This is a genomic window from Nocardia sp. NPDC058499, assembly GCF_042719915.1.
Taxonomy (GTDB): domain Bacteria; phylum Actinomycetota; class Actinomycetes; order Mycobacteriales; family Mycobacteriaceae; genus Nocardia.
On the sequence record NZ_JBHXMZ010000005.1, the window covers coordinates 419066 to 444291 of the forward strand.

Here is a 25226-nt window from a genome sequence, read left to right on the forward strand (position 1 = left end):
GTGAACGGGGAGAAGGAAATCCGCGACGACAGCACCGGCGCGTCCGCCGGCACCCGGCTCGACCGGGGGGACGTGCTCGGTTCCGGGGTGCTGTGGCTGGCGAAATGGGCATTGTGCATCGTGGCGATCGCGGCCGGGGCCTGGGTGCTCGGGTTCGTCGCGGCGAAACTGTGGGTGGTGCTGTTACCGGTGCTGCTGGCGATCGTGATCGCCACCGTGCTGTGGCCGCCGACCGGGCTGCTGATGCGGGCCGGACTGCCGCCGGCAGCCGCGGCATCGCTCACGCTGGTGGGGTTCATCGGGGTACTCGCGGGCGGGATCGCGCTGATCGTGCCGTCGGTGGTCGATCAGATGCCCGAGCTCTCCGACAAGGCCACCGGCGGGATCAACACCGTCCGGGACTGGCTCCAGGGGCCGCCGCTGAACATCCGCGACGAACAGCTGGATTCGGCGGTCGACGCGGTCGTCGAGCGGGTGCAGTCCAGTGCCGAACAGATCGCGTCCGGGGTGTTCACCGGGGTCAGCACCGCGACCTCGGTGCTGGTCACCATCTTCCTCGTGCTGGTGCTGTCGTTCTTCTTCATCAAGGACGGGCCGAAATTCCTGCCGTGGATGCACAAATTCCTCGGTGGTCGCAGTGGGCGGCATTTCGAAGAAGTGCTGGTCCGGGTGTGGCAGGTGCTCGGTGGGTTCATCCGCACGCAGGCGCTGGTCAGTTTTATCGACGCCTTCTTCATCGGGCTGGGCCTGGTGATTCTCGGGGTGCCGCTGTGGGGTGTGCTGACGGCGCTGACCTTCCTCGGCGGATTCATCCCGATGGTGGGCGCGTTCGTCGCGGGTGCGCTCGCGGTGCTGGTGGCGCTGGTGGGCAACGGATTCACCACGGCGTTGATCGTGCTGGTGATCATCATCGCGGTGCAGCAGCTCGAGGGCAATGTGTTGCAGCCGGTGTTGCAGAGCCGGACCATGAAACTGCATGCGGTCGTGGTGTTGCTGGCCGTTACCGGGGGCGGCACGCTGTACGGGATCACCGGGGCGTTCCTGGCGGTTCCCGTGGTGGCCGTGGTGGCGGTGGTCATCCGCTATATCAGCGAACAGGTCGACGTGAAGGTCGCCCGGTCCGGTGGCGGTGCGGAGGTATCGGAAGAGCCGGTGCCGGTCGACGATGCCGGGGCCGCTGAGAAGGCGTAGCCGGTTCAGGCGCCGAGCAGTGCTTCCAGCGCCGCGATATGCAGGTCGAACACCTGCCCCCGGTCGGTGAAGGTATCGCCGCCGTACATATCGAAGACGTCGAAACTCACGGCCCCGAACAGGGTGCACCAGACGGTGAGCGCGCGGGCGAGTGCCCAGTCGGGTAGATCCATGCCGAACTCGTCACGGATGCGGGTGAAATCGCGGGACAGGGCGCTCGGGACGGGCGGGTCAACAGCCGGGCGGGTCAACAGCTGCCGGGCGTGGGCCTCCGCGATGATCCGGACCAGCGTGAGAATCACCCGTGTTCCCGGGATGACCGTGCGGTCGGCCGGTGCGGTGTAGCCGGGGACCGGGGTGCCGAACAGCAGCCCGTACCACGCCGGTTCGGCCAGCGCCCAGGCGCGGACGGCGCGCGCGGTGATCCGCAGGCGTTCGACGGGGTCGTCGCCGGCGTCGGCGAGCGCGGCGTCGACGGCATCGCCGAGGGCGTCGTAGCCGTCGACCACGAGCAGGGTCAGCAGTTCGTCGCGACTGCGGACGTAGCGGTAGACCGCCGAGGAGACCACTCCGAGATCGCGGGCCACGGCGCGCAACGACAGGGCCGAGGCGCCGCCGGTGGCAAGATGTTCGCGCGCGATGCGCAGGATATCCGACATGGTCTGGGCGCGGGCCCGGGCACGAGGGGTGGTCACCCGCACCAGCCTGACCATTTCGGAGAGCGGTGTCAACAAAAGTGATCAGCGCTCCCAGTCCATTGTGTTAACGTTACCGCCAGTCACTGCTGACCCTTCCCAAGCAAGGAGTAGTCCATGGCCGAGGCGACCACGGATTTCGATGTACTCGTCGTCGGGTCCGGCTTCGGTGGCAGTGTCACCGCGCTGCGACTGGTGGAAAAGGGCTACAGCGTCGGCGTGCTCGAGGCCGGCCGTCGTTACCCGGACGACGAACTGCCGAAGACCAGCTGGGACCTGCGCAAATTCCTGTGGGCACCGAAATTGGGCTGCTACGGAATCCAGCGCATCCATCCACTGCGCAATGTACTCATCCTCGGCGGCGCCGGGGTCGGTGGCGGCTCCCTGAACTACGCCAACACGCTCTATGTTCCGCCGGAGCCGTTCTTCCAGGACGCGCAGTGGCGCGATATCACCGACTGGCGGGCCGAGCTCACGCCCTACTACGAGCAGGCGAAACGCATGCTGGGCGTGGTGCAGAATCCGCATATGACCCCGGCGGACGAGGTGTTCCGCCAGGTCGCCGAGGATATGGGCGTCGGTGACACCTTCGTTCAGACACCGGTCGGGGTGTTCTTCGGCGAACCGGGGGAAACCGTCGACGATCCCTACTTCGGTGGTGTCGGCCCCGCCCGCACGGGCTGTGTCGAATGCGGCGACTGCATGGTCGGCTGCAAGTACGGCGCGAAGAACACGCTGGTCAAGAACTATCTGTATCTCGCCGAACAGGCCGGGGCGCGGGTCGTGCCGATGACCACGGTCACCGAACTGCGGCCGCAGGCCGACGGCAGCTGGGTCGTCGCGGCGGAACGTACCGGCGCATGGATTCGCACACAGCGCACCACCTATACCGCGCGGCAGGTCGTGGTCGCCGCCGGCACCCTGGGCACCCAGCGGCTGCTGCACGATATGCGCGACCGCCGGATCCTGCCCGACCTCTCCGACCGGCTCGGCCTGCTCACCCGCACCAACTCCGAATCCATCGTCGGCGCCGCCACCAAGAAACTCGCGCCCGGCCAGGATTTCACCCGGGGCGTCGCGATCACCTCGTCGATCCACCCGACCCCCGACACCCATATCGAACCCGTGCGCTACGGGAAGGGTTCGAACGCGATGGGCCTGTTGCAGACACTCATGGTCGACGGCGGCGGCCGGCTCCCGCGGTGGCTGCGGTTCCTGGGGATCGCGCTGCGGCATCCGCTGCTGCTGATCAGTTTCCTCAGTGTCCGCAACTGGAGTGAACGCACCATCATCTCGCTGGTGATGCAGCATCTGGACAACTCCATCACCACCTACACCAAACGCGGTCTGTTCGGGCGGAAACTGACCAGCCGGCAAGGGCACGGACAGCCCAACCCGACCTGGATCCCCGCGGGTAACGAGGCGACCCGGCGGGTGGCCGAACAGATCGGCGGAACCGCGGGCGGAACCTGGGGCGAAGTGTTCAATATCCCGCTCACGGCGCATTTCCTCGGCGGCGCCGCCATCGGCGCGGACCGGGAGGCCGGGGTGATCGACGCCTACCACCGGGTTTTCGGATATCCGACACTGAGCGTGGTCGACGGTGCGGCGGTCTCGGCGAACCTGGGAGTGAACCCGTCGCTGACCATTACCGCACAGGCCGAGCGGGCCGCCGCGTACTGGCCGAACAAGGGCGAGCGGGACACCCGGCCGACCCAGGGCGACGGGTATCGCCGGATCGCACCGGTGGCACCGATTGCGCCGGTGGTGCCGGAATCGGCGCCGGGCGCACTGCGGTTGCCGATTACGCCCGTCACCGATCCTGCGGCGGGCTGAACGCCAGCCGGGTTCAGCCCTTGAAGTAGACCAGCTGATGGCTGGTTGCCAGCAACGTACCGTCGTGCCCCCACAGGTGGGCGTTCTGATCGAAATGGCCGTGCGCGAAACGGTGGGCGCGGGCGGTGCCCAGCAGGTGTTCCGTGCCCTGGGCGGCCAGTTCGGCGGCGGTTGCGTGGTAGTAGACGGTGAGTGAGATCGTTCCGGCGGGGAGGTACTGGCCGCGGCGCAGGAACACCCGCGGGTAGAACGCATCCGACATCGCCGTGAGTGAGGCGAAATCGAGCGGGCGGGCCGGCCGGTCGCGCAGCCAGAGCGTGCTCACCGAATCGGGGTTTCCCGGCTGTGCGTCGGAGGGGGCCGGTTCGGGAACGGCGCCGGTGACGAAACGCAGATCGTAGTTGCGGCCCCAGGCGATGAACTCCGGGAACTCCTGCGGTTCGGCCTCGTCGGGGCCCGGTACCGACGGCATGGTGAGTTCCATATCCGACCAGGTATCGCGGCGGATACCGAATACCGCGGTCGCGGTGGTCGTGATCGCGCCGGCCTGGGAGAGCTCGAGCTGCCAGTGCTGATTCGTGCGGTTGGTGCGGACCGGGCGGGCACTGATCTCGAAGTCGCCGTCGGCGATCGGGCCCGCGTAGTTCACCGTCAGCGACAGTGGGTCACCTATCCGGTCGGGGTGTCCTTCGATCGCGCGTAGCAGCGCCGCCGCGGTGACTCCACCGAACGGGCCGACCATATTCGCGTAGTCGGGGCAGGTCCGGCCGGAGATCCGGTGCCCGCCGAGGTGCTCGGTGGCGACCGCGGTATCGAAGGGATGGGGCGGCGCATCGATCCCGGTCACGGGGTCCTCCTGGGGATAGTGGCGATAGTCGGGTGGTGGGCCGAATATAAGTATGACAACATACATAGGAATGGGAGGCAACAGGGAGCGGTGTGATGCCACGACGTAAGGATCCGGACGGGCCCCGGGCGGCAATGATCCGCAGCGCGATCTCACTCATCCGGCGGCGTGGAGTCGCGGCGGTATCGTTCGCCGATGTCCTGAACGCCAGCGGCGCGCCCCGCGGATCGGTCTACCACCACTTCCCCGGCGGGAAGGCGCAATTGGTCACGGAGGCGACCGAGGTGGCCGGGGCGCGGGTCACCGCCGAACTCACCCGGGTACTGGATACGCCCGAAACCGCCGCCGCGCTGCGCGAACTCGCCGAAACCCTCGCGCGTGGACTCGACCGCGGCGATTACGCCGTCGGCTGTCCGATCGCCGCGGCCGCGCTGGGCAACGAGCCGGATGCGGTGGCCGCCGCGGGGGCCACCTTCGACACCTGGCGTGATCTGATCGCCGGGAAACTCGTCCGCGACGGCGCGCCGCCGGGGCGCGCCCGGTCGGTCGCCGTGCTGGTGGTCAGCGCCTTGGAAGGTGCCCTGATCGTGGCACGCACCGAACGCGACCCCGCCGCGCTCGATACCGTGGTCGAGGAGCTGAACGTGCTGTGCCTGTCGGCGGTCGGCGCGGGCGCCGGATCACCGGTTATTCGGCCGGGCGGGTCTTGATCGCATCCCGCGAGATGTAGACGTCGTACTCCCCCGGCATCGCGATCACCGCGTTGCCATAGGCGGAACGTACGAACGGTGCGGTGAACCAGCGGTCCTCGGTCATCTCGCGGAAGAAATCGCGGTCACCGCCGTTGAGCAGGATATGGTCCTGGCCGGTTGCGATGCCGTCGAGGCGTTGCCCGTACAGGCGGGACACCTTGTAGCCGGAATGGAAACCGAGCGTATTCACCCACGGCTCCAGTTCGACGATCTGCGCCTGCAGTACCCATAGATCCCCCTCCACGTGGTGAGTGCTACGTCCGGTCGTACCGCCTTCCTCGTCGTACAGGGTCAATTCGACCTCGAGGCGGTGCTCCGCATCGGCAACCGGGGTCACCACCACGTGGGCGGCGCGAACCTCACCCGTCAGCCCCAGATACGTCTGCACGAGCGTCGCCGTCCACAGCACCAGCGCCGCAGCCGCCAGGAGCAGTAGCCCGCTCCCACCACGCAGGAGCGATATGCGGGGCCCCTTCCCGCGCAGCGCTGTCAGCGCCGAAATCACCAGGGCCACACCGGCGATGATCACGACGATCGCACCGGCCTGCAGCACCCCGAGGTCCACCGGGTAACTCATGGGCCGGTTATACCCCGCGCGGGAACGTCGGGCAGCACGAATCGGAGGTATCCGGATACCCACAACCGCCGGTGTCCGGGACACCGGCGCGATCCGGCCCCACACCCGGGCCGACTCTCGTATGTTTGCCCTACACGATGTCGAAAGGTGCGAAGGTGACAGAAGTCAGTGCGGACTATGTGATTGTCGGGTCGGGTTCGGCGGGCGCGGTGCTCGCGGACCGGCTCAGCGCTGATCCGGGACGGTCGGTGATCGTGCTCGAGGCCGGACCGGCCGACAAGGACAAGTTCATCCGGATCCCGGCCGGCTTCTCGAAACTCTTCCGCAGCCCCTACGACTGGGACTATCTCACCGAACCGCAACCGCAACTCGGCAACCGGCAGATCTACTGGCCGCGCGGGAAAACCTTCGGCGGTTCGTCCTCGCTCAACGCCCAGATGTGGGTCCGCGGATTCCGCGCCGACTACGACGAATGGGCCGCGGCCGCCGGCCCGGACTGGGGATTCGACAAGGCGGTCGAACAGTTCCGCACCATCGAGGATGTCGAAGGGCCCGCCGGTGACGATCACGGCACCGGCGGACCCCTGCACATCTCCCACCAGCGCAGTCCGCGCCCGTCCACGGCCGCCTACCTGCGGGCCGTGGCCGAACGCGGGTTTCCCGTCGAAACCGCGAATCTGCCCGAACCCCAAGGGTTCACCCAGACCATGGTCACCCAGTACCGGGGCCGGCGCTGGAGCACCGCGGACGCCTACCTGCGGCCGGCCATGAAACGCCGCAACCTCACGGTGCTCCCGGAAGCCACCGCAACCCGGGTGCTGTTCGACGGTGACCGCGCCGTGGGGGTCGAGTTCTCCCGGTCCGGGCGCCTCGAGCAGGTGCGGGCCGGCCGAGAGGTGATCCTGTGCGGCGGGGCGATCAACAGCCCGCAGTTGCTCATGCTGTCCGGAATCGGTGATCGGGCCGAGCTCGAGCGGCACGGGATCGACGTCCGCCGGCATGCTCCCGAGGTGGGCGCCAATCTGCAGGACCATCTGGTCGCGGGGCTCGGCTACTCGGTGACCGCCGATTCGCTGTTCGGCGCCGAAAAACCCGGACAGCTGGTCAATTACCTGGTGCGCCACCGCGGCATGCTCACCTCGAACGTCGGTGAGGCCTACGGTTTCGTGCGCAGCGACCCGGGACTGGAGTATCCCGATCTGGAACTCGTGTACGCGCCCGCGCCGTTCTATCACGAAGGCCTGATCGATCCGACCGCGCACGGTGTCATCCTGGCCACCGTGCTGTTGCGGCCGCGCAGCCGCGGAACCATCGCCCTGGCCTCGAGCGACCCACTCGCCAAGGCCGTGATCGACCCGAAGTACCTGTCCGATCCCGACGGCGCCGACCGGGCCGCGCTGATGGCCGGATTACGGCACTGCGCCGAAATCGCCGATACCGACGCCATGAAAGGGGTACTCGGCGACCTGTGCTATCCGCCGGACGCCACCAGCGGAATGGCGGAGGAAACCCGGACAGAATCGCTCGAGCAGTACGCGCATACGCTCTACCATCCCGCCGGCACCTGCCGGATGGGGTCGGACGATACGAGCGTGGTGGACCCGCAACTGCGCGTGCGAGGAGTCCAGGGGCTGCGGGTGGCGGATGCCTCGATCATGCCGGTCCTGGTGCGCGGCCACACCCACGCGCCCAGCGTGTTCATCGGCGCCCAGGCCGCCGAGTTCCTGACCCGCTCCTGAAGTGCGGAACTGCCGGCCCGGACGCGGTACGGGGGCCGGCAGTTCCGCGGGGGCACTGCCCGCTCCCGGCGAACCCACCGATGGCGCATATGCGGTGACGTCACCGGTGGGCTCGCGGCCGCCGCACCGGTTCGTGGCAGGACCGGAGGCACCCGGACCCGCCCGAACCGGAAACGGCGGTCGTGTGCGCACCGAACGGAACTGTGGAGTCGGGCAGTCCCGCCGGTGCGCACCGTCTTACCGGCGGATCACAGCTTGCCGCCGCCGCCGATGAGCCACGGGTTGAAGGTGCACTGCAGCGCCGGGAACTGCACCGGGTCCAGGGCCTGCAGGGCGATGGACAGCGCGCGCGGCGAATACATCATGGTGAGGTGGTCCGACAGATCCTGTTCGCAGCCGTCCTGCAGGGTGATGTTGCGGACGGGCGCGTCCGGCCCGGGTTTCAGGAAGGTGAGGTCGAACGGGGTGGTCACCTCGTCGTAGCGGGTGCCGACGACGGTGTAGTCCACACCGGGCACCGTATCGCCGCTGGCGTTGAGCTGATTCACGAAATCCGAGCCCACGGTCTGCTGGATCCCGGAGTGGCCCACGAAGATCTCGATGAACCCGAGGATATCGATACCGAAGTTGTTGATGGCCCGGCCCAGCGCCCCGATCCCGTCCAGTGTGGTGCCGTGGTGGGTCGCTCCGTAGGTGATCAGTTTGGCGACCTTGTCGGCACCGCCCTCGAACTTGGTGTACCAGTTCGACATCGAGCCGCCCTGGGAATGCGCGATGATATCCACCTCGGCGGCGCCGGTGGCGTCGAGCACCCGGTCCACGAAAACAGCCAGCTGCTTTGCCGAATCCTGGATGTACCCGGTGCCCATCGTGCCCGGTAGCACCGAACCGAGCCCACCGCCCTGGACGAGGTTTGCCCGCCCGTAGTTGAAGGTGAAGGTGCAGAAACCCGCATCCTTGATCGGCTGCCCCATGAACGCGAAACCGTTGTAGGCGTTCATCCAGGTGCCGTGGATCAGCAGCACGGGCCGCGGATGTTCGGCGGTGGGTTTGCAGTTCCAGTCGTTGGCCCCCGGGGGCGCGACATCGGCGTTGAACAGGCCGTGCGCGAACGCAGGCAGGAACGCCGTCTGCGCGGGGCCGTGGCCGACGGTATCGGAGGCGTACCCGCCCGACAGCCCCGAACTGCTACCCGAACCGCCGTAGCAGTCCCCGGAGCCGTTGCCCGACCCGGCGCCGCTGCCCGAGTTGCAGGCCGAACCGCTGGCGCTGCCGGAATCGGCCACCGGTCCGGCGGTCCGGCCGGCCGCGATGTAGCCGGCCAGGTCCTGTTCCGTGGGAGCCGCCGGCGGGTCCGCGTTCGCGCTCGCGCCGGTGAACCCGAAAACGAGTGCGGTGGCGGCACACAGCGCCGCGGCGCGCAGCCGGCCGGAGGTAGGTCGAATCATCAGGACCCTTTCTGCCGAGAACATCGTCGTCCGATTCCCTTGCCGCGCAGATATTTCGCGGCAGAGAAGCTGCGCCGACAGTACGGCCGGTGGATCGGTTCTCCAATGTTTCCGGTGGTGGAATTGGATAGCTCACCAAAGCATTCGAACCGGTTTGGTGCGGGTCACAGACGGTTTTCGGCAGCGAATTCAGCAAAACCGCCGGGGACTCGCCGGTGGGTACCGTTGCGAGCCCTAAGAAACGTGACATTATTCCGTGGATTATCCAATAACGCACCAGATCACGAATCGATCACGTCCGATCAGCCGAAAATGTAGTCACCACATTCCGATACACGGCCTGTTCCGGCCCCGTCATTTCGGAGTTCCCGATGCCCGATACCCGCCGAAGCCGCCGCGCCCGCTCACTCCGGGCGGGGCTGACCACCGCCCTCGCTGCCGCCGCCATCACCGCGGGCCTCTGCGGACCGGCCGGCGCCACCCCCACTCCCCCGGGCGGGCTACCGGCCGGGATCGGCGATCTGCTGACCGGCCCGCTGACCCGTGTCCACGGGCCCGGAACCGCGATCGTCATACTCGGTTACGGCCTGCTACCCGACGGCACCATGCGACCGGAACTGGTGGATCGGTTGCGGGCCGGGTACATTCAAGCCCTGCTCGCGCCGCAGTCGCCGGTGATAGTCACGGGTGGAAACCCGCGCAACGGAGTCACCGAGGCCGCCGCCATGGCCGGCTGGCTCGTCCGTCACGGATTGCCGGCGTATCGCGTCCACCAGGAGCCGGCGGCCACCACGACCGTGCAGAACGCACAGCGCAGCGCACAGCTCATCCACGCGCTCGGGGCACACGATGCGGTGGTGGTGACGTCGGAGAACCATATCGGCCGCGCGACGGATAGTTTCACCGCGGCGGGTGTACCCGTCGCGGCTACCCTCACGCCCGGCCAGATTCCGGAATTCATCGCGGTATGGGGACCGTGAAAACCGAAGCCGGTGCGGCGAACATTTCATCCCGGACGGAATTACTGTTACTTCACCGCACCGGAAATACCGGCCGCTCGTCACGGCCGTCCGGTGATCTCCAGGGCACGGACGAGAGTGGGCCAGCTTCGATGCAATTGGACCTCGAAATCCGGCCAGGAATGCATACCTTCGGGCAGGAAATCGACAACTGCGGGAATATGGAGTTCGTCCAGACGGGCGGCCAGGCGTTCGGTGCACAGACGGGCGCCTTGTTCCAATAAGGAGCCGCCGCCCAGCAGTACCGCCAGGATCTCCGGACTGTTCCCGATCGACATCAAGGCCGCCCCGCTCGGCGTTCCATTGGCCACCGACAGATAGATCTCGGTACCGCGCAATTTCTCCGCGCCGAGCAGGCTGTCGTGGGCCCGCCATTCCGGCGAGCCGGGTGGGCCGAACAGATTCTCCGGATTACCGCCCCGGGAGGCCACCGTCATCACCGTGACCGCGCGCCCGAGCTGATCGGCGGTGGAATAGCAGCCGCTCAACCCGGCGACGCCCCGGTAGAAACCCGGATGGCGCTGGGTCAGCATCATCGCCGCCTGCGCGCCCATGGACACACCGGCGATGGCGCGGACACCGTTGGATCCCAGGTACTTCTCGACGATCGGCGGGAGCTCCTCGGTGAGGAAGGTTTCCCACCGATTCAGGCCGAGCGCGGCATCCACCCGGACCCAGTCCGCGTACAAACTCGCGGTTCCGCCGGTGGTGAGCACGACATCGACGGGTTTGTCGGCGAAGAATTCCGCGGCGCCACCTTCGGTCAGCCAGCCCGAGGTGGGACCGCCGTCCACCCCGTCCAGCAGGTACAGCGTGGGCCGCGGCGCCGGGCCGGTACCGATCAGGGTGTCGATCGCGATCTCCCGGCGCATCGCCACCGAGCGGATGTGCAATCGGATCCGGTGATCGCTCAGCACCTCGACGCGCAACAACTGCGGGCCCGGTTGTTCGGTCGCGGTGGCGGGGCCCGGCGGCGCGCCGGGCGACTCCACCGGCGGGACACCGGTCGCGGGGGTAGCGGTAGCAGCGATACTCATCACTGCCAGTGCGGCCAGAACCGTCGAACGGGATCTCATCTCACACCTCGCGGTACCACTCGTCATCCGGACCCCCTGTCACGCCGCCCCCGGTTTGCCCGGCCGGTTGGACGCACCGGATGCGACGCGCGGCAGCCGGCGCAACCGGCGCGCGTCCACCACCGAATCCGGCTCCACGGCCGTGCCTTCCGCGATCCGGTACAGACCCGGTGGCCGGCCGCCGGCACACAACCGGTCCAGGAGTTCATGGGTGCGACCGGCCAGTTCCGGTATCTGTTCGGTGGCGCCGACGGCTACGGTCGCGGTCGGCGCGACCTCCGCGGCCTCGGCCACCAGCTGCAGCACCTCGGCGCTCATCACCCCCGCCGTCACCGGGCCGGCGCCGGTGTCGTGCGCCGCTTCCAGTGGAATCAGCACGGTGCCGCCGTCGGCGTGCAGCAGCGGCAGGGAACGCGAACCCAGCGGGGCCCCCAGGGCTGCCTGGACCCGGCGGAGCTTGCGGCGGGCCGCCGACACCGCGCCGGGACCGCCGGCCCGTTCCTCGGCGTTCGGCGGGATCGCCAGGGCCACCACCTGATAGGCGGACGCGACACGGAAACCCGACCTGCGCGCGAGCGCACTCACCCCGTGGCCGGCGAGCAGGGCCGCGACCATCGTCTGCGCCGAGGTCTGGTGCTCGCGCGCCACGATCCGGTGCTCGTCCAGGTACGCGGTGGCGGCCGCGGTGGTCACCACCTCGACGACCCGAACCAGCAGACGGGCGGCATCGGCCATGGGCTGCCCGCCCGCGGTGGCCTCCGCCATCCGCGCGGCGAGGAATTCGAAACCGCTGCGCGCACAGTCGTGGCAGGTCGTGAGCACCGACTCCAGGGAGACCCCTTCACGGGCCCAGCGGGCGGCCGCGGTGGTGATCGTCGCCGCCGCGGCGGGGCGAGCACCGAGGTCGTGTGCCGCGGCGGCCAGACAGTGCCGGATGGTGGTGACCATATCGGCCGCGTCCATTTCCGGTTCCGGAGACCGGAAATGCGCTACGAGTTCGGCTTCCAGATCTGCGTTTCCGGAGCCGGCTGCCTTACTGCCCACCATAACTACTGGACAGTAACCACGGACTGGGGTGCAGTGGCCGCATCCGGCATCAGTCCGGAGAGTTCATCAGGGGAGCGACCGCGGATTGGGTTCGGTCACAAAAAGGTAACGGCGCGGAGAACGGGGCGGTGCGCGCGCTTCCCCGCGCCGGAGGCGAACCGTTCCGCCGGATTCAGTGGCCGCGGCCGGCTTCCCGGCGCACCGGCTGGTCCAGGATCCGCGGCTGCCGGCGCCGCAGGGCCGCCAGCAGCCCGGGAGTGTGCTCTGGGGGTGCGGCATGCACCGACAACTGGTTGGCGACCGACCGGTAGGCGTCCAGATCGGCCTGTTTGTCCAGGTACAACGCGCCGGTGAGCTGCTGCAGGTACACGATATCGGGCAGATCGGCCTCGGCGAACCGTAGATAGGTGAACGCGCCGTCGGTCATCGCCGGGCCGCCGACATGGTCGGCCAGTACCTGCACGGTGACATGCGGCTGTTTGGCAGCGGCCAGTAATCGATCGATCTGGGCCGACCAGGTCCGGGACCCGCCGATCCGGCGGATCAGCGCCGCCTCCTCGACGATCAGCCACAGATGCGGCGGGTGGGGCCGGTTCAGAATATGCTGCCGGCGGATCCGCAATGCCACCCGCCGTTCGATGGCTTCGGTCGTCTCCCCCGGATGCGCGAGCGTGAGCAAGGCCCGCGCATAATCCGGGGTCTGCAGCAGTTCGGGCACCGCACGCGGTTCGTAACACCGGATCACCTGCGCCGCCTGCTCCAGGCCCAGGTACATATCGAACCACTTCGGGAGCCAGTCGTTGTCGCGGTGCCACCAGCCGGAGGTATTGGCCTGGCGGGCCAATTCCTGGAACGCCGCCAACTCCTCGGCGTCGGTGATCCCGTAGAGCTGGAGCAGATCCACCAGATCACGCTCCCGGATACTTGTCCGGCCCAGCTCGAGGCGGCTTATCTTGGAATCCGACCCGCGGATGTGATCACCGGCCTGCTCCCTGGACAGCCCGCTGGCTTCCCGCAACCGCCGCAACCGCCCCCCGAGCACCATGCGCAGCACAGTGGGCCCGCCGTCCACCGCGGCACGCGCCGTGGCCCCCGATCCGGTCGAGGCAGCCGTCTCCAACGCCGATCGCATCCCAGAAGCACCCATTATTCGAGTTTCGCATGGGAGCGGTGCCGGAGACCAAACGAAACTCCCGTGGAGGAAACGACATTCGGGCGCCGGGCAGTTCAGCGGCAGCACAGTGACAGCACCCCAGCGATACCACTCATATCGGGCTCCGGCCGGATCGCGGCCACCACCGGCTGCCGTAACAGTTCAGCCGGTTCGCGGGGCACTTGGTGACTCCGCCCGAGGTGACCCGGCACATGCTGTGAATCACCCAGACCCGATTCCGGAACATGTTCTCACCCATGGTCGGGACTTAGAGTTACACACAACGGCGTCGACGGTGACGCTGCCCGGAAGGAGGCGTGAATCGTGGACGCTACGGCACCGGCCACGGCCGAACGCGACAACAACAGTCGCGACCACCTCACCCGCCGAGTGACGGTCTACTTCGACGGCCCGGCACCCGACAATGCCCTCGTCCTGGAATATGCGGCAACCAATGCCGAGGCCTGGGAGTTCACCTCCGCGGCCGTCCATGCGGGGCTCACGGTCACCGTGGACAGCAAGATCAGGCCCGGCCTGCGGCGGCTACCGTGCCACACCCTGTGGCGCTGATCTGCTGCGAACCACACTCCCGTACAGCCCGGAAACCCGCGGCGCACTCGGCGGCATCCCCCCATAACCACGGCCCCGGCCTCTAAGCTCGGAAGCACCGGCGCGACGAACCGCCGGAACCGACCGCAGGAGCGTCCATGCCGACCGACCCCACCTCCCGTGTGGCCGGTTCGTTCGCTCTCCTGTGCGCGGCGCTGCTCACCGGCTGCGGTTCTCCGGACTCACCGGAGCCGGGAGATATCGCGGCAGCCGAAACCACGACTGCGTTACCGACTACCGCGCGTCCGACCGGGTCACCGGCGGCGACCGTCGCACGCACTCCGATTCCGGCCGTCGACCCGTACGCCGGGATGCCGTTGATCGACCGGCTGGAATGGACCGCGAACATCGATGGTCCCCGCCTCATGGTCTACCCGACCCGAGCCGGCCGCGACACCACCTTTCCCGGCGCCGCGCAACGCGCCTGGCAGGAAATCGATACGCTCGACCCGGCCGCGGATACCCCCGGAATGTGGGATCAGTTCCGCTGCCATTGGGAGTGGGCGCGGCTCATCGCGCCCGATAAGCCCAGCTGGAATCTGGAACCCTGGCGGCCGCCGGTGGGCTACGACGAGACCGTCGGCGCCGCCTGCAATCCCGGCGGGCCCGAACGCTGAGATAAGAGAGAGGAGCCCGGTATGCGCATCGTCATCGCCGGCGGACACGGCAAGATCGCCCTACTGCTCGCCGAACGGCTCACCGGCCGCGGACACAGCGCGATCGCATTGATCCGCAACCCGGCGCACGCCTCCGAGGTCTACGCCACAGGCGCCGAACCGGTGGTCCTGGATCTCGAACAGGCAGTGGTGACCGATCTCGCCGCGACCCTGCAGGGCGCCGACGCGACGGTGTTCGCCGCCGGCGCCGGGCCGGGCAGTAGCGCGGCCCGCAAATACACCGTGGACCGGGATGGCTCGATTCTGCTCGCCGAAGCCGCCGAACGAGTGGGCACCCGGCGGTTCGTGCAGATCTCGGCCATGGGAACCGGTCTTGCGCCGGCACCGGGCACCGATGAAGTGTGGGCCGCCTATATCGAGGCGAAAACACAGGCCGAGGACGATCTACGCAGCCGCGACCTGGATTGGACCGTTCTGCGCCCGGGCCGCCTCACCGACGGCCCCGGCACGGGTTCGGTCACCCTCGCGCCACCCCGAATCGGCCGCGGTGATATTTCCCGTGCCGATGTCGCCGATGTCGTCGTCGCATTACTCGATGCCGGGCATACGGCCGGTCTTACGCTGGAACTGGTCTCCGGTGACACCCCGATCGAGGCGGCGGTCGCCGCCCTGGCGGACTGACAAGATCATCCGAAAACCCTTACGACACAATGAATCGATCGTGCAGATGTACTTGCATTTGAAAGCACTACCGACCTAGACTCATCCCACACCGCTATACAGGGGAAAACAAGGGGAGGCCGCGTGAGTGAGCCGACGACAACATTCGCCAGTGGTTTACTGCCACAGCTGCGGGACAGCCCAGCGGGTCCGAACCGATTCGGTAGCAGCACAACCCGAATGGATCCTGTCCCGATAAGCAAGCCGGCGAACGGTATTGATATGAGCACATTCGGCGTCCGCGACGGCAGTCTCCGCGCCGGTTCGTCCCGGGAGACCGCCGTCGAGTTCGTAATCGACGCAATCGAATCCACCGGCGCAGCGACACGTGACGATTTCGATATCGACCAGATCGTCACCACGGTTCACGCCCTGTCCGACGACTGGGATTTCCGGTCGCTGCAGCCGGATACCTTCTGGCGCGTGGCGTCCACGTTCATCCGGGCCTGACGGACACGCGTAATCCACCGTCTCGGCGGCTCGGCGCCGGGGCGGTCCGGATTCCGCCCTGCCCCCGCCGGCTATTCGCCTGGTATTACAGGCCTTTCGTATATTCGGCGATAATCGCCCGGGAATTCTCCGGCGTCGCGGCCTGCACACTCAATCGGTCCATCACCGAGAGGTACAGTGCCAAGTCCTCGCGCCGGTCCAGATACAGCGCGCTCGTCAACTGCTCCAGATAGACGATATCGGGCAGATCCGGCTCGGCGAAACGCAGAATGGTGAAAGAGCTTCCCGCCGCGGGATGTTCACCGGCGGAAAACGGGACGACCTGAATGGTCACATTCGGCAACCGGGTCAGTTCGAGCAGATGTTCCATCTGCGCCCGGTGTACCACGGGACCGCCGACAGGGCGGTGCAGGGCCGCCTCGTCGATCACCGCCCAGACAACCGGCGGATCGTTCCGGTGCAGAATCTCCTGCCGGCGCTGCCGGAAAGCCACCCGCCGATCGGTATCGGCGTCCTCGTAACCGAGGGTTACGACCGCACGCGCATAATCCGGGGTCTGCAAAAGCCCCGGTACCAAATGTGATTCGTAGGTGCGGATCTTGCTCGCGGACTGTTCCAGACCCAGATATTGCCCGAACCAGGACGGCAGCAGATCGCCGTAGCGATGCCACCATCCCGGTTCGTTGGCCTTGCGCGCGAGATCGAGAAAGCTCTCGCGCTCTTCGGGATCGGTGATGCCGTACAGCGTCAGCAGGTCCCGGATATCGCGTTCTTTGAAACTCGACCGGCCCAGCTCGAGCCGGCTGATCTTGGCATGAGAGCCGCGGATCGCCTCACCCGCGGCCTCGCGGGTGATTTTCTTGCTCTCACGCAGTTTCCGTAGCTGGCCGCCCAGAGCGATGCGTAGGACCGTGGGGCCACGCTCCGCCTCGACGGGTTGCTTGCCGCCACGATTCCCGGGCTCTGCGATCATGGAGTCGTCTCCGCTTTCGGGTTAACCCACGGTGCGCCACAGTGCAATCCCCGGCGCACCACGCCGACGGCCCATGCTACCTCTCATACAGCCAGATCGTCGAACTCTCCGGCTTTCGCGCCCTGCAGGAACGCCTCGATCTCCGGGCGGGTATAGAAGAGCACACCGCCGTCGGGGAAACGCGAATTACGCACGGCCACCAGGTCGCCGGCCGCTTCGGCGAACTCGACACAGTTCCCGCTCGGATTGCTGAAGGTGCTCTTGCGCCAAGCTCCGACCACCCGATTGGTTACTTCCGACATAGGACCTACTCCTTGCTCATGGTTGCTGACACCACTCGTCGCATACCGCCGGTCCTTACAGATGCACTCGCAAGTGTTCTTGCATCTGCACCGACATCAGGACGATAGCACGAAGTTCGCCGACGCGCCCCCACGAGCCTCCGGGCGCCCTCCACCACCCCAGCGCGACACTGCCGACGGCGCCCGAACCGGCCGCACCGTAGGCGAGCACCGCACGATCCTGTAGGGCCGCGCGCCTGCTCCGAGCCCACCGACGAGCCTTGTACTGTCGCAAACCGACACCGGTTCCACCAGCCCCGAGAGCCGGCCGCGGCGCATCCTCCGGCACGCTTGCGGCCCGTATCGCCGAGGAGTCCGCCATGTCCGACGAGCACCAGCGCGCCATCCGAACCGATATCCCGCATCCCGCCCGGATCTGGAACTACTGGATGGGCGGCAGCGACTACTACGAGGTGGACCGGATCGCCGCGGACGCGGGCAGCGCCGTCTACCCCGGGATCACGACACTGGCGACGGAGTCACGCGAGTTCCTCGTCCGCGCCGTGCGATACCTGGCCGCCGAGAAGGGAATTCGCCAGTTCCTCGATATCGGCACCGGACTGCCCACCATGCAGAACACCCATGAGGTCGCACAGCGCGTGGCACCGGAATCCAGGATTGTGTACGTGGACAACGACCCGGTGGTCCTGGCCCACGCCCGAGCCCTGCTGACCAGCACCACCGACGAGGGGGTCACCACCTATATCGACACCGACTACCACCACCCAGAGATCGTCGTGGCCGACGCCCGCCACATTCTGGACCTCACCCGGCCGGTGGCGGTGATGTTCATGGGCGTCCTCGGCCACACCCACAGCGCCGTGGAGATGCGCCGCATCGTGCACACCGTGCTCGAATCGACCACCGCCGGCAGCTACCTCGCACTGTGGGACGGCACCGATGACGATGACGCCTACGTGCGACTGTGCGCCGCGTCCGCCGATATCGGCGGTGAGCCCTATGTGCCGCGCTCGCAGTCCGAAATCCGTGCGCTCTTCGATGGTCTCGAGCTGGTCCACCCGGGATTCACCCCGGTGGCCCGGTGGTACCCCGGAGACCCGGCGGCCGGCGACGACCGGCCGCTCCCGGCGTACGGGGGTGTGGCCCGCAAACCGTAACCGGGCGAGAGCCGCCCCGGGCCACAGTCGGCGAGAAGTGCAGTGCCACTGGACCGATGGCCCGCCGAAGGGGGCCGATCGCGCCCGGATGATTTTTCGTATGTTGTTTGCAGATGTACTTGCATTTGTAAGCGACGGCGGCATAGACTCGCACCACCAAGAGGGCGATACGCAGCATCTTCCGGTCGCTTCGCCGGACCGGAATGTCGCCCCCGCACCATCGCACGTGAGGGGCAACCGAATGATCCAGCCATTCCGAAGTCCCCACCGGAACGCTGTCGGAAGCGTTCCCGGTACGCACACTCTGGGGCACAATCCGGAACCCCTGCGCCACTTCGCCCCCGAGGCCGGCGCCGACTGCAGCGCCGAACCACCGGTACTCACCTACCGGCAGGCCCGCGCCATCCTGCGCATCCACGATGTCCACGGCCCCCAGTGCCGGCAATGGCTGGCCGCCGCGGCCTACCTGTCGGCGGGGCTGGACGACGAATAACCCCGCGGGGCTGCCGTTTCTTTCCCCAGCCGATACGACGGCGTCCGGTCGATGCCGATTCGTGCTGGTATTCCTCCCCAAGCCGCGGGATTGTAGAAATCCCGCGCTCATGTGGATGGTGACCATGCGTATCGCCGAAATCCTCAACACCAAGGGCAGCGCCGTAGCGACCGTCCGGCCCGATACGGATATCCGCGCGTTACTGGCACTGCTCGCCGAACAGAACATCGGCGCCGCCGTCGTCTCCCCGGACGGCAACCGGATCGCCGGGATCGTCTCCGAGCGCGATGTCGTACGCGGCCTCCACCGATACGGCACGGCGCTGCTGGAATTCCCCGTCACCCGGATCATGACCACCGAGGTCCGGACCTGCAGCCCCGATGACCGCGTCGACGGGCTCCGGGGAATCATGACCGATCACCGGGTGCGCCATCTCCCCGTGGTCGACCAGGGCCGGCTCACCGGCATCGTCAGTATCGGCGATGTCGTCAAGAGCGCGCTGTCCGAGCTCACGACCGAGCGGGAACAGCTCGTCGGATACCTGCAGGGCGGGTACTGACTCGCCTCAGCCGAGATCCCCGGAAAGCCAGCGCTCCGGCCGCATCCGGACGATGACGTGCTCGCCCAGCTCGGCCTCGGCAAAGGCCAGGTAGCCCTCCACCTGATCCGGCGGAAGGTAACGCGCCACCATTTCGCGGTGCCGGGCATCCGGCATCGGCTCCACGGCAGTGACGGGTCCTTCCACGCTCACATAGCGGACCGACGGCTGCACCCGCTGCACCATCAGGCTGAACCGGCCCGCGGCGCGGATGTGGCGCATCTTCACCGATTCCGGACCGGTGATCACCCACAGGTCTTCGCCCGGCGTGTACTGGTACCAGATCGGGACCGTCAGCGGCCCCCGATCCGCACCGGCGGATACCGACAGGGCACCGATATGTGGTTCGGCCAGGAACGACTGTCGTTCTTCGGAAGTCAGGGGCATACGCGCACCCTAACGCGCGCCACCGACAAAACCGAGGAGGCGACGACAGCCCGCTTGCCGGCCACCGAAACCGATTGCCTGCCAAAGGCACTGGGCGTGGCCTGCTGTGATCGGTATCGTTGTGGCAGTCCGGCGAACCGGCGGAGGGAGCGAGCAGGATGCAGTCCTCCCTGCCCGGCCGGGATCATCCGGCCCACACCCGCCCAGCCTCGGCCGGGACACTGCTCCCGCCGCACGTACGGGAATCTTTTCCCGCCCTGGCAGAGGCCGGCGAGGTATACCTCGACAGTGCGGCCACCACGCAGAAACCGCACGCCGTCATCGAGACCGTGCGGAAGTATCACGCGTCCGCGACGGCCAACGCCGCCCGCGGAACCTATCCGTGGGCAACCGCGCTGACCCAGCGGATCGCCGAGGTCCGGGTACATACCGCCCGGTTCGTCGGCGCCGCCCACCCCGACGAGATCGTCTTCACCGGCGGCGCGACCGCTGCCCTCAACGCCGTCGCGCTCTGCTGGGGGCTCACCGCCCTCCGCGACGGAGACGAGATCCTCTACAGTCCCCGCGACCACGCCGCCAACGTCCACCCCTGGCATCTCCTGCGCGACACCCTCGCCCGCTTCGGGCGGCAGATCGAGCTCGTGCCCTACCGGCTGACCGCAACAGGCGCCGCCGACCTCGCCGATATCGCCGCGAAGGCCGGGCCGCGCACCCGGCTGGTCACCGTCACCCATCTGCACCATGTGTTCGGCAGCGCCACCGTCCTGGGTGATATCCGTGCGCTACTGCCCGAGCGGGTGCTGCTGTGCTACGACTGCAGCCAGAGCGGCGGTCATCTCCCGGTCGATGTCACCGCACTCGCGGCCGATTTCGCGGTGTTCGCGGCACACAAGATGTTCGCCGCGCCCGGCACCGGCGTCCTGTACTGCCACCGCCGGGTCCACCCGGAACTGCGCCCGTTCCTGCCCGGCGGAACCACAGACGTGCGGCTCACCGCCGGCGGATTCGAATCCGGGCGGATGCCGGGGCTGCTCGAGGGCGGCACCCCGAACATTCCGGGCATCCTCGCCCTCGGCACCGCCCTCGAGGTCCTCGAGTCGTACGGGATGGACGCGGTCGCGGCCCACAACACCGCGTTGACGCATCGATTGCTGACCGGTCTGCGTGCGGTCCGCGGAGTGGATTTCCTGCCCGGCCCGGCGTACGGCGGGCACGGGAGCGGCCACGGCATCGTCTCGTTCACCCTCGACGGTATCTCCGCGGCCGATCTGGGTTTCGTGCTCGCCGAGTACGGCTTCCTGGTCCGCACCGGCGCGCACTGCGTCCCGGGTGGCGCCGCCGGTGACGGCGTACGGGTCAGCACCCAGATCTACACCGGTCCCGACGATATCGACCGCTTCACCGACCGTGTCCGCGCCCTGGCCGAGGAGATTGCATGACCATCGAGACCGGTACATCCACCGGTAGTACCGAGACGGCGGCCCGCTACCACCGGCGTACCGCCGCGCAGATCCTGTCCGGGCTCGCCCGGCCCGGGCTCTTCGGTCCCACCGCGACGCGTCCCGCACGGCGTTTCGAATACACCGCGACCGACCTACAGCCCGAACCGGGCAGCCACCTCACCTTCTCGCAACGGCTGTACCTGCAACGGTTCATGCGGCCGTGCACCGCCGGCGAGGTCACGTCGGCGACCCACCGGATGACCTGGACCGACAGCGCCGGCATACCCAACACCGGCTTCTATCGCGACGACGGGTTCGGGCCGCAGGTCCCCATCGCCGCCCGGGAGGCGGTGCTCGTGCTCTGGGAACAGATCGACGCCGAGGATGCGCTGGCCGAGCGTATCGCCGCGCTCGGGGCCGCGGCGCGGGATGTGCTGGCGGCCACCACCACCGATCACGAACCGATCGATATCTTCCGGGTCGGCGTCGAATCCGCGGGGCGAGCGCTCGCCCAGCATGCGCTGCTCGCAGGCCGGACCCCGTACCCGTCCGCGGCCGAGTTCGCGCGCGGGCTCCTCGATTCCGGGATCTTCACCGCGGTCGCGACCCGCTGGTTCTGGGAACTCCAGGCCTCGACCTACCGGCGCGGCATGATCCCGGTGCAGCTGCGGGTCACCGCCGACGGCACGCTCCGCTATCCGGAGCAGACGGTCGCGACCTTGCGGGCGATGAAGGACGCGACCATCGGCGACGCCCACCGCGTGATGCGCCGGGCCACCACGGAAGAGGGACTGTCCGTGGGCGAAGCCATCGCCCGCTATCACGACGATCTCGACCTCATCTCCCGCCAGTACGCGCTGCTACCGGCGGACGAACATCCGGTATGCCTGGCGGCGGTCCCCCACCGCGCCGGCGGGGAGAACTACAGCCTGCTTCCACTCGTCGCCCGGCGTTTCGTGGAAGTGTTCGGCGACCTCGTGGTCCGGTGCGAACCGGTGGCGGCGCCGACTGCCGCCGACGCACCCGAGGATATGCCCGTGGCCGCCGAGGACCGGGTCTTCTATGTACCCGATATGACCTGTAAACACTGTGTGCGAACCATCGGCGGTGTCTTGGAATCGATGGATATCCAGGTCGTGGATATCGACCTCGACAGTAAACGGGTGATCGCCGAATTCCGCAGCCCGCGCAACCGGGCCCGGGCGTTCGAAGCGCTGCGCGACGGCGGATACAACCCGGTGGACCGGCGGGACGGCACGGCACCGGCGAAACCCGGACGGTGACCGTGCGACCGACCACGCCGGATCCCGCCACCGGGACCACGGCCGGGAGTGCCCGGCCGCCTGCATTACCGGCACGCTGGGATTCGCTGGTACAGGATTTCCTGGCCGACCGGGCGGCGCTCGACCGGGTGATCGAACGGTTCGGGACTCCGCTGCACCTGCTCTTCCCTCAGGTGTTCACCGATAACCTCGCCCGCTTGACGGAGGTACTCGACGCCGCGGCGGTGGGGTACCGGATCTGCTACGCGCACAAGGTGAATCGTTCGGCCACCCTGGTGCGCACCGCCGCGGCACTGCGCACTTCCGTGGATGTGGCGTCGGCCGGGGAGCTGGAATCGGCGCGGCAGGCGGGGTTCACACCGGATCGGATAGAGGTCACCGGACCGAAAGGCGAGGTGTTCCTGCGGACCCTGGCGGGCAGCGGGGTCACGGTCAATATCGACAACCAGTGGGAACTCGAGACCCTCGCCGGCCTCGCCCGTCCGACGGCGCCCGTCCCGGTGCTGCTGCGGATCAGTGGATTCCCCGACTCCCGCCCGAGCCGGTTCGGCATACCGGTGGATTCCGTGGACCGTGCCCTCGATGTGCTCAGGGCCAGTGGTGATCGGCTCGATTTCCGCGGGCTCGCCTTCCATCTCGATACCGGCGATATCGCGGAACGGCTGCGGGCCGCGGAGACCTGTTTCGGTCTGCTCGAACAGGCGTACGCACGGGATCTGCTGCCGTCGGTGCTGAATATCGGCGGCGGCCTGCGTCAGGTTTTCACGGCCGACGAGCGCCGGTTCGACGAGTACGTGCACCGCCTGCGCGACGGGCTGAGCGGTCGCGGGCCCCGGATGAGCTGGGGCGCCACTACGTTCGGATACCAGGTGGACGGTACCTCGGTGCGTGGTACGCCGGTCTTCCACAAATACGCCAATACCGTCGCGGCCGAAGAAATGCTCGCCGACCTGCTGGCCGCACCGCTCGAAGGGCACGGTGGGCGCGGAATCGGCCGGGTCGCGGCGGACAACCTGCTGGAGATCTGGCTCGAACCGGGGAAAGCCCTCGCCGATCTCGCCGGAATCACGCTGGCCCGGGTCGAATTCGTCAAGGAGTCCGCCGACGGCAGTGTGCTCGTCCACCTCGATCTGAGCCGGGATTCGGTGACACCGGCGGATCAGGAGGTGATGGCCGACCCGCTGCTGTTGCCCCGATATCCACCGGCGCCGGCCACGACCCCGGTGGGTGTCTATCTGGCGGGACGGCTGTGCCTGGAGCGCGACCTCGTCACGGCACACAAGATATGGCTGCCGTGGCTGCCCCGGCCGGGCGATCTCGTCGTATTCCCCAATACGGCCGCCTACCACTCCGATCTGTCGGCCGCCGCCGCGGCCATGCATCCCCCGGCGCACAAGGTAGCGATCGAGTGGCGGGACGGTACTTTCCGCGCCACGCCGGATGCCGAGTTCCGCCCGACACCACCGGGCGGCGAACCCCTATCTCCCGAGGACTCGTGACGATCTATCAGCACATCACCGAACTGATCGGTGACACTCCCCTGTTGCGCCTCGACCCGGCCGTGCACCGGCTCGACGGCGTCGACCTCTACGCGAAACTCGAATCGCATAATCCGTTCGGTTCGGTGAAGGACCGGGTCGCCTGGGCGATGCTGCGCGATGAGCTCGACACCGTACGCGCCGAGGGCCGGACCCTGATCGAGGCCTCCAGCGGAAACACCGCCAAGGCACTGCGCGTCCTGGGAGCGGTGCACGGTATCGGGCTGCGGGCCATGACCAACCGGATCAAGGTCGGCGAGGTACGCGATCTGCTCCGGCTTCTCGGCACCGATATCGTCGAACTACCCGGGCTGTCCGAATGCCCGGACCCCACCACCCCCGACGACGTCTATTCCGCGATCGAGAACGCCATGGCGGCGGAACCGGAGCGATTCCGGCATCTGTCGCAGTACACGAGCGAAAAGAACATCGCCGCGCATCACGACGGTACCGGCCGGGAAATCCACGAGGATCTCGCCGCCGCCGGTATCGACCGCATCGACTACCTGATCGGCGGCCTGGGCACCACCGGATCGAGCCGGGGCGCGGGAAGCTATCTGCGCACATCGCATCCCGAGCTGCGGACGGTGGCCGTGGTGTCCGACCGCGCCGATTTCATTCCCGGTATCCGGTCGGAACGGGAGATGTGGGAGGTGGGGCTGTTCCAGCCCGATTTCTACGACGAAATCGTCACCGTCGAATCCGGACCCGCCATCGAGGGCACCCTGGAACTCGCCGCCGGCTACGGCATCCTCGCCGGACCCACCAGTGGCGCGGCCTACGCCGCCGCCCGCGAGGTCCTCGCGCGCCCCGCCCGCGGTGGGTCCGTGGTCGCCGTGGTCATCGTGTGCGATCGGCTCGAACCGTACCTGTCCTATATCCGGCAGCGGCGCCCGGAACTGTTCGGCCGCGATACCGGGCGCCGCGCCCCCGGGGCCGCGGAGATCGCCGCGGTGGCGGTACTCGGACCCGCCGAGCTCGCCGAGATGACCCGGGCGCAGCACACCGTGGTGGTCGATACCCGCGGCGCGATGGCCTACCGCATCGCGCATATACCGGGCGCGATCAATATCCCCGACGACCGGCTCACCGACCTGTTCACACACGGCACGCCGTTCTCCCGGGCACATCCGGTGGTGTTCACCTGCCCCACCGGCGATATCTCCCGGCAGTTCGCCGCCACCGCGCAGCAGACGGGGCATCTCGCCTACAGCCTCGACGGTGGGATCGCGGGCTGGCGGGCGGCCGGTTTCGAGCTGGAACGCGGGTGATCCGGG

At 67.9% G+C, this 25226-nt stretch carries 26 protein-coding genes; 16 read left to right on the forward strand and 10 right to left on the reverse strand.

Translation table 11 applies throughout. The features are described from left to right. Positions 1–1191 (forward strand): AI-2E family transporter, encoded by a 1191-nt coding sequence (locus tag ACFWPH_RS18330; protein ID WP_378752435.1) that lies wholly within the window; start codon positions 1–3, stop codon positions 1189–1191. Between the two features lie 5 nt (positions 1192–1196). Here ACFWPH_RS18330 and ACFWPH_RS18335 read toward each other — a convergent pair whose 3' ends face one another. After that, a complete protein-coding gene (locus ACFWPH_RS18335; RefSeq protein ID WP_378752437.1) occupies positions 1197–1904 on the reverse strand; it encodes a TetR/AcrR family transcriptional regulator in 708 nt (235 codons plus the stop codon). A gap of 99 nt (positions 1905–2003) precedes the next feature. On the opposite strand from ACFWPH_RS18335, the gene ACFWPH_RS18340 reads away from it, so the two are divergent. After that, a complete protein-coding gene (locus ACFWPH_RS18340) occupies positions 2004–3722 on the forward strand; it encodes a GMC family oxidoreductase N-terminal domain-containing protein (protein WP_378752439.1) in 1719 nt (572 codons plus the stop codon). A 13-nt stretch (positions 3723–3735) separates the two neighbouring features. Here the strand turns inward: ACFWPH_RS18340 and ACFWPH_RS18345 are convergent, their stop codons facing one another. Next, positions 3736–4569: an acyl-CoA thioesterase gene (locus tag ACFWPH_RS18345; protein WP_378752441.1), complete on the reverse strand. Its 834-nt coding sequence runs from the start codon at positions 4567–4569 to the stop codon at positions 3736–3738. Between the two features lie 95 nt (positions 4570–4664). Here ACFWPH_RS18345 and ACFWPH_RS18350 point away from each other — a divergent pair, with 95 nt between their 5' ends. After that, positions 4665–5279 carry a TetR/AcrR family transcriptional regulator gene (locus tag ACFWPH_RS18350; RefSeq protein ID WP_378752443.1) on the forward strand — a complete coding sequence of 205 codons (615 nt, stop codon included), beginning with the start codon at positions 4665–4667 and terminating at the stop codon, positions 5277–5279. Here ACFWPH_RS18350 and ACFWPH_RS18355 read toward each other — a convergent pair. After that, complete coding sequence (locus ACFWPH_RS18355; protein WP_378752445.1) at positions 5257–5898, reverse strand: hypothetical protein; 642 nt, start codon at positions 5896–5898, stop codon at positions 5257–5259. The genes ACFWPH_RS18350 and ACFWPH_RS18355 overlap by 23 nt on opposite strands. 137 nt (positions 5899–6035) lie before the next feature. On the opposite strand from ACFWPH_RS18355, the gene ACFWPH_RS18360 reads away from it, so the two are divergent. Continuing rightward, a complete protein-coding gene (locus tag ACFWPH_RS18360) occupies positions 6036–7637 on the forward strand; it encodes a GMC family oxidoreductase (protein WP_378752676.1) in 1602 nt (533 codons plus the stop codon). Positions 7638–7885: 248 nt separating this feature from the next. Here the strand turns inward: ACFWPH_RS18360 and ACFWPH_RS18365 are convergent, their stop codons facing one another. Continuing rightward, positions 7886–9085 carry an esterase/lipase family protein gene (locus tag ACFWPH_RS18365; RefSeq protein WP_378752447.1) on the reverse strand — a complete coding sequence of 400 codons (1200 nt, stop codon included), beginning with the start codon at positions 9083–9085 and terminating at the stop codon, positions 7886–7888. A 371-nt stretch (positions 9086–9456) separates the two neighbouring features. Here ACFWPH_RS18365 and ACFWPH_RS18370 point away from each other — a divergent pair, with 371 nt between their 5' ends. Continuing rightward, a complete protein-coding gene (locus tag ACFWPH_RS18370; protein WP_378752449.1) occupies positions 9457–10065 on the forward strand; it encodes a YdcF family protein in 609 nt (202 codons plus the stop codon). A gap of 80 nt (positions 10066–10145) precedes the next feature. Here the strand turns inward: ACFWPH_RS18370 and ACFWPH_RS18375 are convergent, their stop codons facing one another. The 3 genes from ACFWPH_RS18375 to ACFWPH_RS18385 form a co-directional block, all read right to left on the reverse strand. Then, positions 10146–11180 carry an alpha/beta hydrolase gene (locus ACFWPH_RS18375; RefSeq protein WP_378752450.1) on the reverse strand — a complete coding sequence of 345 codons (1035 nt, stop codon included), beginning with the start codon at positions 11178–11180 and terminating at the stop codon, positions 10146–10148. A 39-nt stretch (positions 11181–11219) separates the two neighbouring features. Beyond that, complete coding sequence (locus ACFWPH_RS18380) at positions 11220–12227, reverse strand: transcriptional regulator (protein WP_378752451.1); 1008 nt, start codon at positions 12225–12227, stop codon at positions 11220–11222. 172 nt (positions 12228–12399) lie between these two features. Next, positions 12400–13272: a helix-turn-helix domain-containing protein gene (locus ACFWPH_RS18385; RefSeq protein WP_378752678.1), complete on the reverse strand. Its 873-nt coding sequence runs from the start codon at positions 13270–13272 to the stop codon at positions 12400–12402. Positions 13273–13704: 432 nt separating this feature from the next. Between ACFWPH_RS18385 and ACFWPH_RS18390 the strand changes: the two genes are divergently transcribed. The 4 genes from ACFWPH_RS18390 (at position 13705) to ACFWPH_RS18405 (ending at position 15776) form a co-directional block, all read left to right on the forward strand. Beyond that, the gene (locus ACFWPH_RS18390; protein WP_280417427.1) at positions 13705–13950 is read left to right on the forward strand and encodes a hypothetical protein; all 246 of its coding nucleotides are present in this window, start codon (positions 13705–13707) and stop codon (positions 13948–13950) included. A 137-nt stretch (positions 13951–14087) separates the two neighbouring features. Then, entirely contained in the window at positions 14088–14606 is a 519-nt protein-coding gene (locus ACFWPH_RS18395) for a DUF2599 domain-containing protein (RefSeq protein ID WP_378752453.1), read from the forward strand. Positions 14607–14627: 21 nt separating this feature from the next. Next, positions 14628–15287 carry an SDR family oxidoreductase gene (locus tag ACFWPH_RS18400; RefSeq protein WP_378752455.1) on the forward strand — a complete coding sequence of 220 codons (660 nt, stop codon included), beginning with the start codon at positions 14628–14630 and terminating at the stop codon, positions 15285–15287. Between the two features lie 261 nt (positions 15288–15548). Then, positions 15549–15776: a hypothetical protein gene (locus tag ACFWPH_RS18405; RefSeq protein WP_033243110.1), complete on the forward strand. Its 228-nt coding sequence runs from the start codon at positions 15549–15551 to the stop codon at positions 15774–15776. A gap of 85 nt (positions 15777–15861) precedes the next feature. Here ACFWPH_RS18405 and ACFWPH_RS18410 read toward each other — a convergent pair whose 3' ends face one another. Continuing rightward, positions 15862–16749, reverse strand: a complete 888-nt coding sequence (locus ACFWPH_RS18410) for a helix-turn-helix domain-containing protein (RefSeq protein ID WP_378752457.1) — start codon at positions 16747–16749, stop codon at positions 15862–15864. Between the two features lie 83 nt (positions 16750–16832). After that, positions 16833–17051, reverse strand: coding sequence for a DUF397 domain-containing protein (locus tag ACFWPH_RS18415; RefSeq protein WP_062970557.1), 219 nt, complete (start codon positions 17049–17051; stop codon positions 16833–16835). 359 nt (positions 17052–17410) lie between these two features. Between ACFWPH_RS18415 and ACFWPH_RS18420 the strand changes: the two genes are divergently transcribed. The 3 genes from ACFWPH_RS18420 to ACFWPH_RS18430 all read left to right on the forward strand — a co-directional run bounded on the left by ACFWPH_RS18420 (position 17411) and on the right by ACFWPH_RS18430 (position 19260). Beyond that, positions 17411–18208, forward strand: a complete 798-nt coding sequence (locus tag ACFWPH_RS18420) for an SAM-dependent methyltransferase (RefSeq protein ID WP_378752460.1) — start codon at positions 17411–17413, stop codon at positions 18206–18208. Between the two features lie 241 nt (positions 18209–18449). Next, positions 18450–18701 carry a hypothetical protein gene (locus ACFWPH_RS18425; protein WP_033242855.1) on the forward strand — a complete coding sequence of 84 codons (252 nt, stop codon included), beginning with the start codon at positions 18450–18452 and terminating at the stop codon, positions 18699–18701. Positions 18702–18825: 124 nt separating this feature from the next. Beyond that, positions 18826–19260, forward strand: a complete 435-nt coding sequence (locus ACFWPH_RS18430) for a CBS domain-containing protein (RefSeq protein WP_378752462.1) — start codon at positions 18826–18828, stop codon at positions 19258–19260. A gap of 6 nt (positions 19261–19266) precedes the next feature. On the opposite strand, the gene ACFWPH_RS18435 is transcribed toward ACFWPH_RS18430, so the two are convergent. Further along, positions 19267–19686 (reverse strand): pyridoxamine 5'-phosphate oxidase family protein, encoded by a 420-nt coding sequence (locus ACFWPH_RS18435; RefSeq protein WP_378752464.1) that lies wholly within the window; start codon positions 19684–19686, stop codon positions 19267–19269. A gap of 158 nt (positions 19687–19844) precedes the next feature. On the opposite strand from ACFWPH_RS18435, the gene ACFWPH_RS18440 reads away from it, so the two are divergent. From ACFWPH_RS18440 to ACFWPH_RS18455, 4 genes are read left to right on the forward strand one after another with little or no spacing between them, the layout of a single operon-like run. Next, positions 19845–21125 carry an aminotransferase class V-fold PLP-dependent enzyme gene (locus ACFWPH_RS18440; protein ID WP_378752466.1) on the forward strand — a complete coding sequence of 427 codons (1281 nt, stop codon included), beginning with the start codon at positions 19845–19847 and terminating at the stop codon, positions 21123–21125. Then, complete coding sequence (locus ACFWPH_RS18445; RefSeq protein ID WP_378752468.1) at positions 21122–22411, forward strand: heavy-metal-associated domain-containing protein; 1290 nt, start codon at positions 21122–21124, stop codon at positions 22409–22411. The genes ACFWPH_RS18440 and ACFWPH_RS18445 overlap by 4 nt, the downstream gene beginning before the upstream one ends. Further along, entirely contained in the window at positions 22408–23910 is a 1503-nt protein-coding gene (locus ACFWPH_RS18450; protein WP_378752470.1) for a decarboxylase, read from the forward strand. The genes ACFWPH_RS18445 and ACFWPH_RS18450 overlap by 4 nt, the downstream gene beginning before the upstream one ends. After that, complete coding sequence (locus ACFWPH_RS18455; protein ID WP_378752472.1) at positions 23907–25220, forward strand: pyridoxal-phosphate dependent enzyme; 1314 nt, start codon at positions 23907–23909, stop codon at positions 25218–25220. The genes ACFWPH_RS18450 and ACFWPH_RS18455 overlap by 4 nt, the downstream gene beginning before the upstream one ends. The last annotated feature ends 6 nt before the right edge of the window (positions 25221–25226 follow it).

What these genes read in the sequence shown, in the direction of transcription:
- ACFWPH_RS18375 (WP_378752450.1), bottom strand. Translation starts at nt 11,180, where the DNA reads ATGAGATCCCGTTCGACGGTTCTGGCCGCACTGGCAGTGATGAGTATC.
- ACFWPH_RS18425 (WP_033242855.1), top strand. Translation starts at nt 18,450, where the DNA reads ATGATCCAGCCATTCCGAAGTCCCCACCGGAACGCTGTCGGAAGCGTT.
- ACFWPH_RS18395 (WP_378752453.1), top strand. Translation starts at nt 14,088, where the DNA reads ATGCCGACCGACCCCACCTCCCGTGTGGCCGGTTCGTTCGCTCTCCTG.
- ACFWPH_RS18430 (WP_378752462.1), top strand. Translation starts at nt 18,826, where the DNA reads ATGCGTATCGCCGAAATCCTCAACACCAAGGGCAGCGCCGTAGCGACC.
- ACFWPH_RS18420 (WP_378752460.1), top strand. Translation starts at nt 17,411, where the DNA reads ATGTCCGACGAGCACCAGCGCGCCATCCGAACCGATATCCCGCATCCC.
- ACFWPH_RS18355 (WP_378752445.1), bottom strand. Translation starts at nt 5,898, where the DNA reads ATGAGTTACCCGGTGGACCTCGGGGTGCTGCAGGCCGGTGCGATCGTC.
- ACFWPH_RS18350 (WP_378752443.1), top strand. Translation starts at nt 4,665, where the DNA reads ATGCCACGACGTAAGGATCCGGACGGGCCCCGGGCGGCAATGATCCGC.
- ACFWPH_RS18410 (WP_378752457.1), bottom strand. Translation starts at nt 16,749, where the DNA reads ATGATCGCAGAGCCCGGGAATCGTGGCGGCAAGCAACCCGTCGAGGCG.
- ACFWPH_RS18380 (WP_378752451.1), bottom strand. Translation starts at nt 12,227, where the DNA reads ATGGTGGGCAGTAAGGCAGCCGGCTCCGGAAACGCAGATCTGGAAGCC.
- ACFWPH_RS18405 (WP_033243110.1), top strand. Translation starts at nt 15,549, where the DNA reads ATGAGCACATTCGGCGTCCGCGACGGCAGTCTCCGCGCCGGTTCGTCC.
- ACFWPH_RS18360 (WP_378752676.1), top strand. Translation starts at nt 6,036, where the DNA reads ATGTCGAAAGGTGCGAAGGTGACAGAAGTCAGTGCGGACTATGTGATT.
- ACFWPH_RS18415 (WP_062970557.1), bottom strand. Translation starts at nt 17,051, where the DNA reads ATGTCGGAAGTAACCAATCGGGTGGTCGGAGCTTGGCGCAAGAGCACC.
- ACFWPH_RS18385 (WP_378752678.1), bottom strand. Translation starts at nt 13,272, where the DNA reads ATGGTGCTCGGGGGGCGGTTGCGGCGGTTGCGGGAAGCCAGCGGGCTG.
- ACFWPH_RS18365 (WP_378752447.1), bottom strand. Translation starts at nt 9,085, where the DNA reads ATGATTCGACCTACCTCCGGCCGGCTGCGCGCCGCGGCGCTGTGTGCC.
- ACFWPH_RS18370 (WP_378752449.1), top strand. Translation starts at nt 9,457, where the DNA reads ATGCCCGATACCCGCCGAAGCCGCCGCGCCCGCTCACTCCGGGCGGGG.
- ACFWPH_RS18335 (WP_378752437.1), bottom strand. Translation starts at nt 1,904, where the DNA reads ATGGTCAGGCTGGTGCGGGTGACCACCCCTCGTGCCCGGGCCCGCGCC.
- ACFWPH_RS18340 (WP_378752439.1), top strand. Translation starts at nt 2,004, where the DNA reads ATGGCCGAGGCGACCACGGATTTCGATGTACTCGTCGTCGGGTCCGGC.
- ACFWPH_RS18440 (WP_378752466.1), top strand. Translation starts at nt 19,845, where the DNA reads ATGCAGTCCTCCCTGCCCGGCCGGGATCATCCGGCCCACACCCGCCCA.
- ACFWPH_RS18400 (WP_378752455.1), top strand. Translation starts at nt 14,628, where the DNA reads ATGCGCATCGTCATCGCCGGCGGACACGGCAAGATCGCCCTACTGCTC.
- ACFWPH_RS18445 (WP_378752468.1), top strand. Translation starts at nt 21,122, where the DNA reads ATGACCATCGAGACCGGTACATCCACCGGTAGTACCGAGACGGCGGCC.
- ACFWPH_RS18435 (WP_378752464.1), bottom strand. Translation starts at nt 19,686, where the DNA reads ATGCCCCTGACTTCCGAAGAACGACAGTCGTTCCTGGCCGAACCACAT.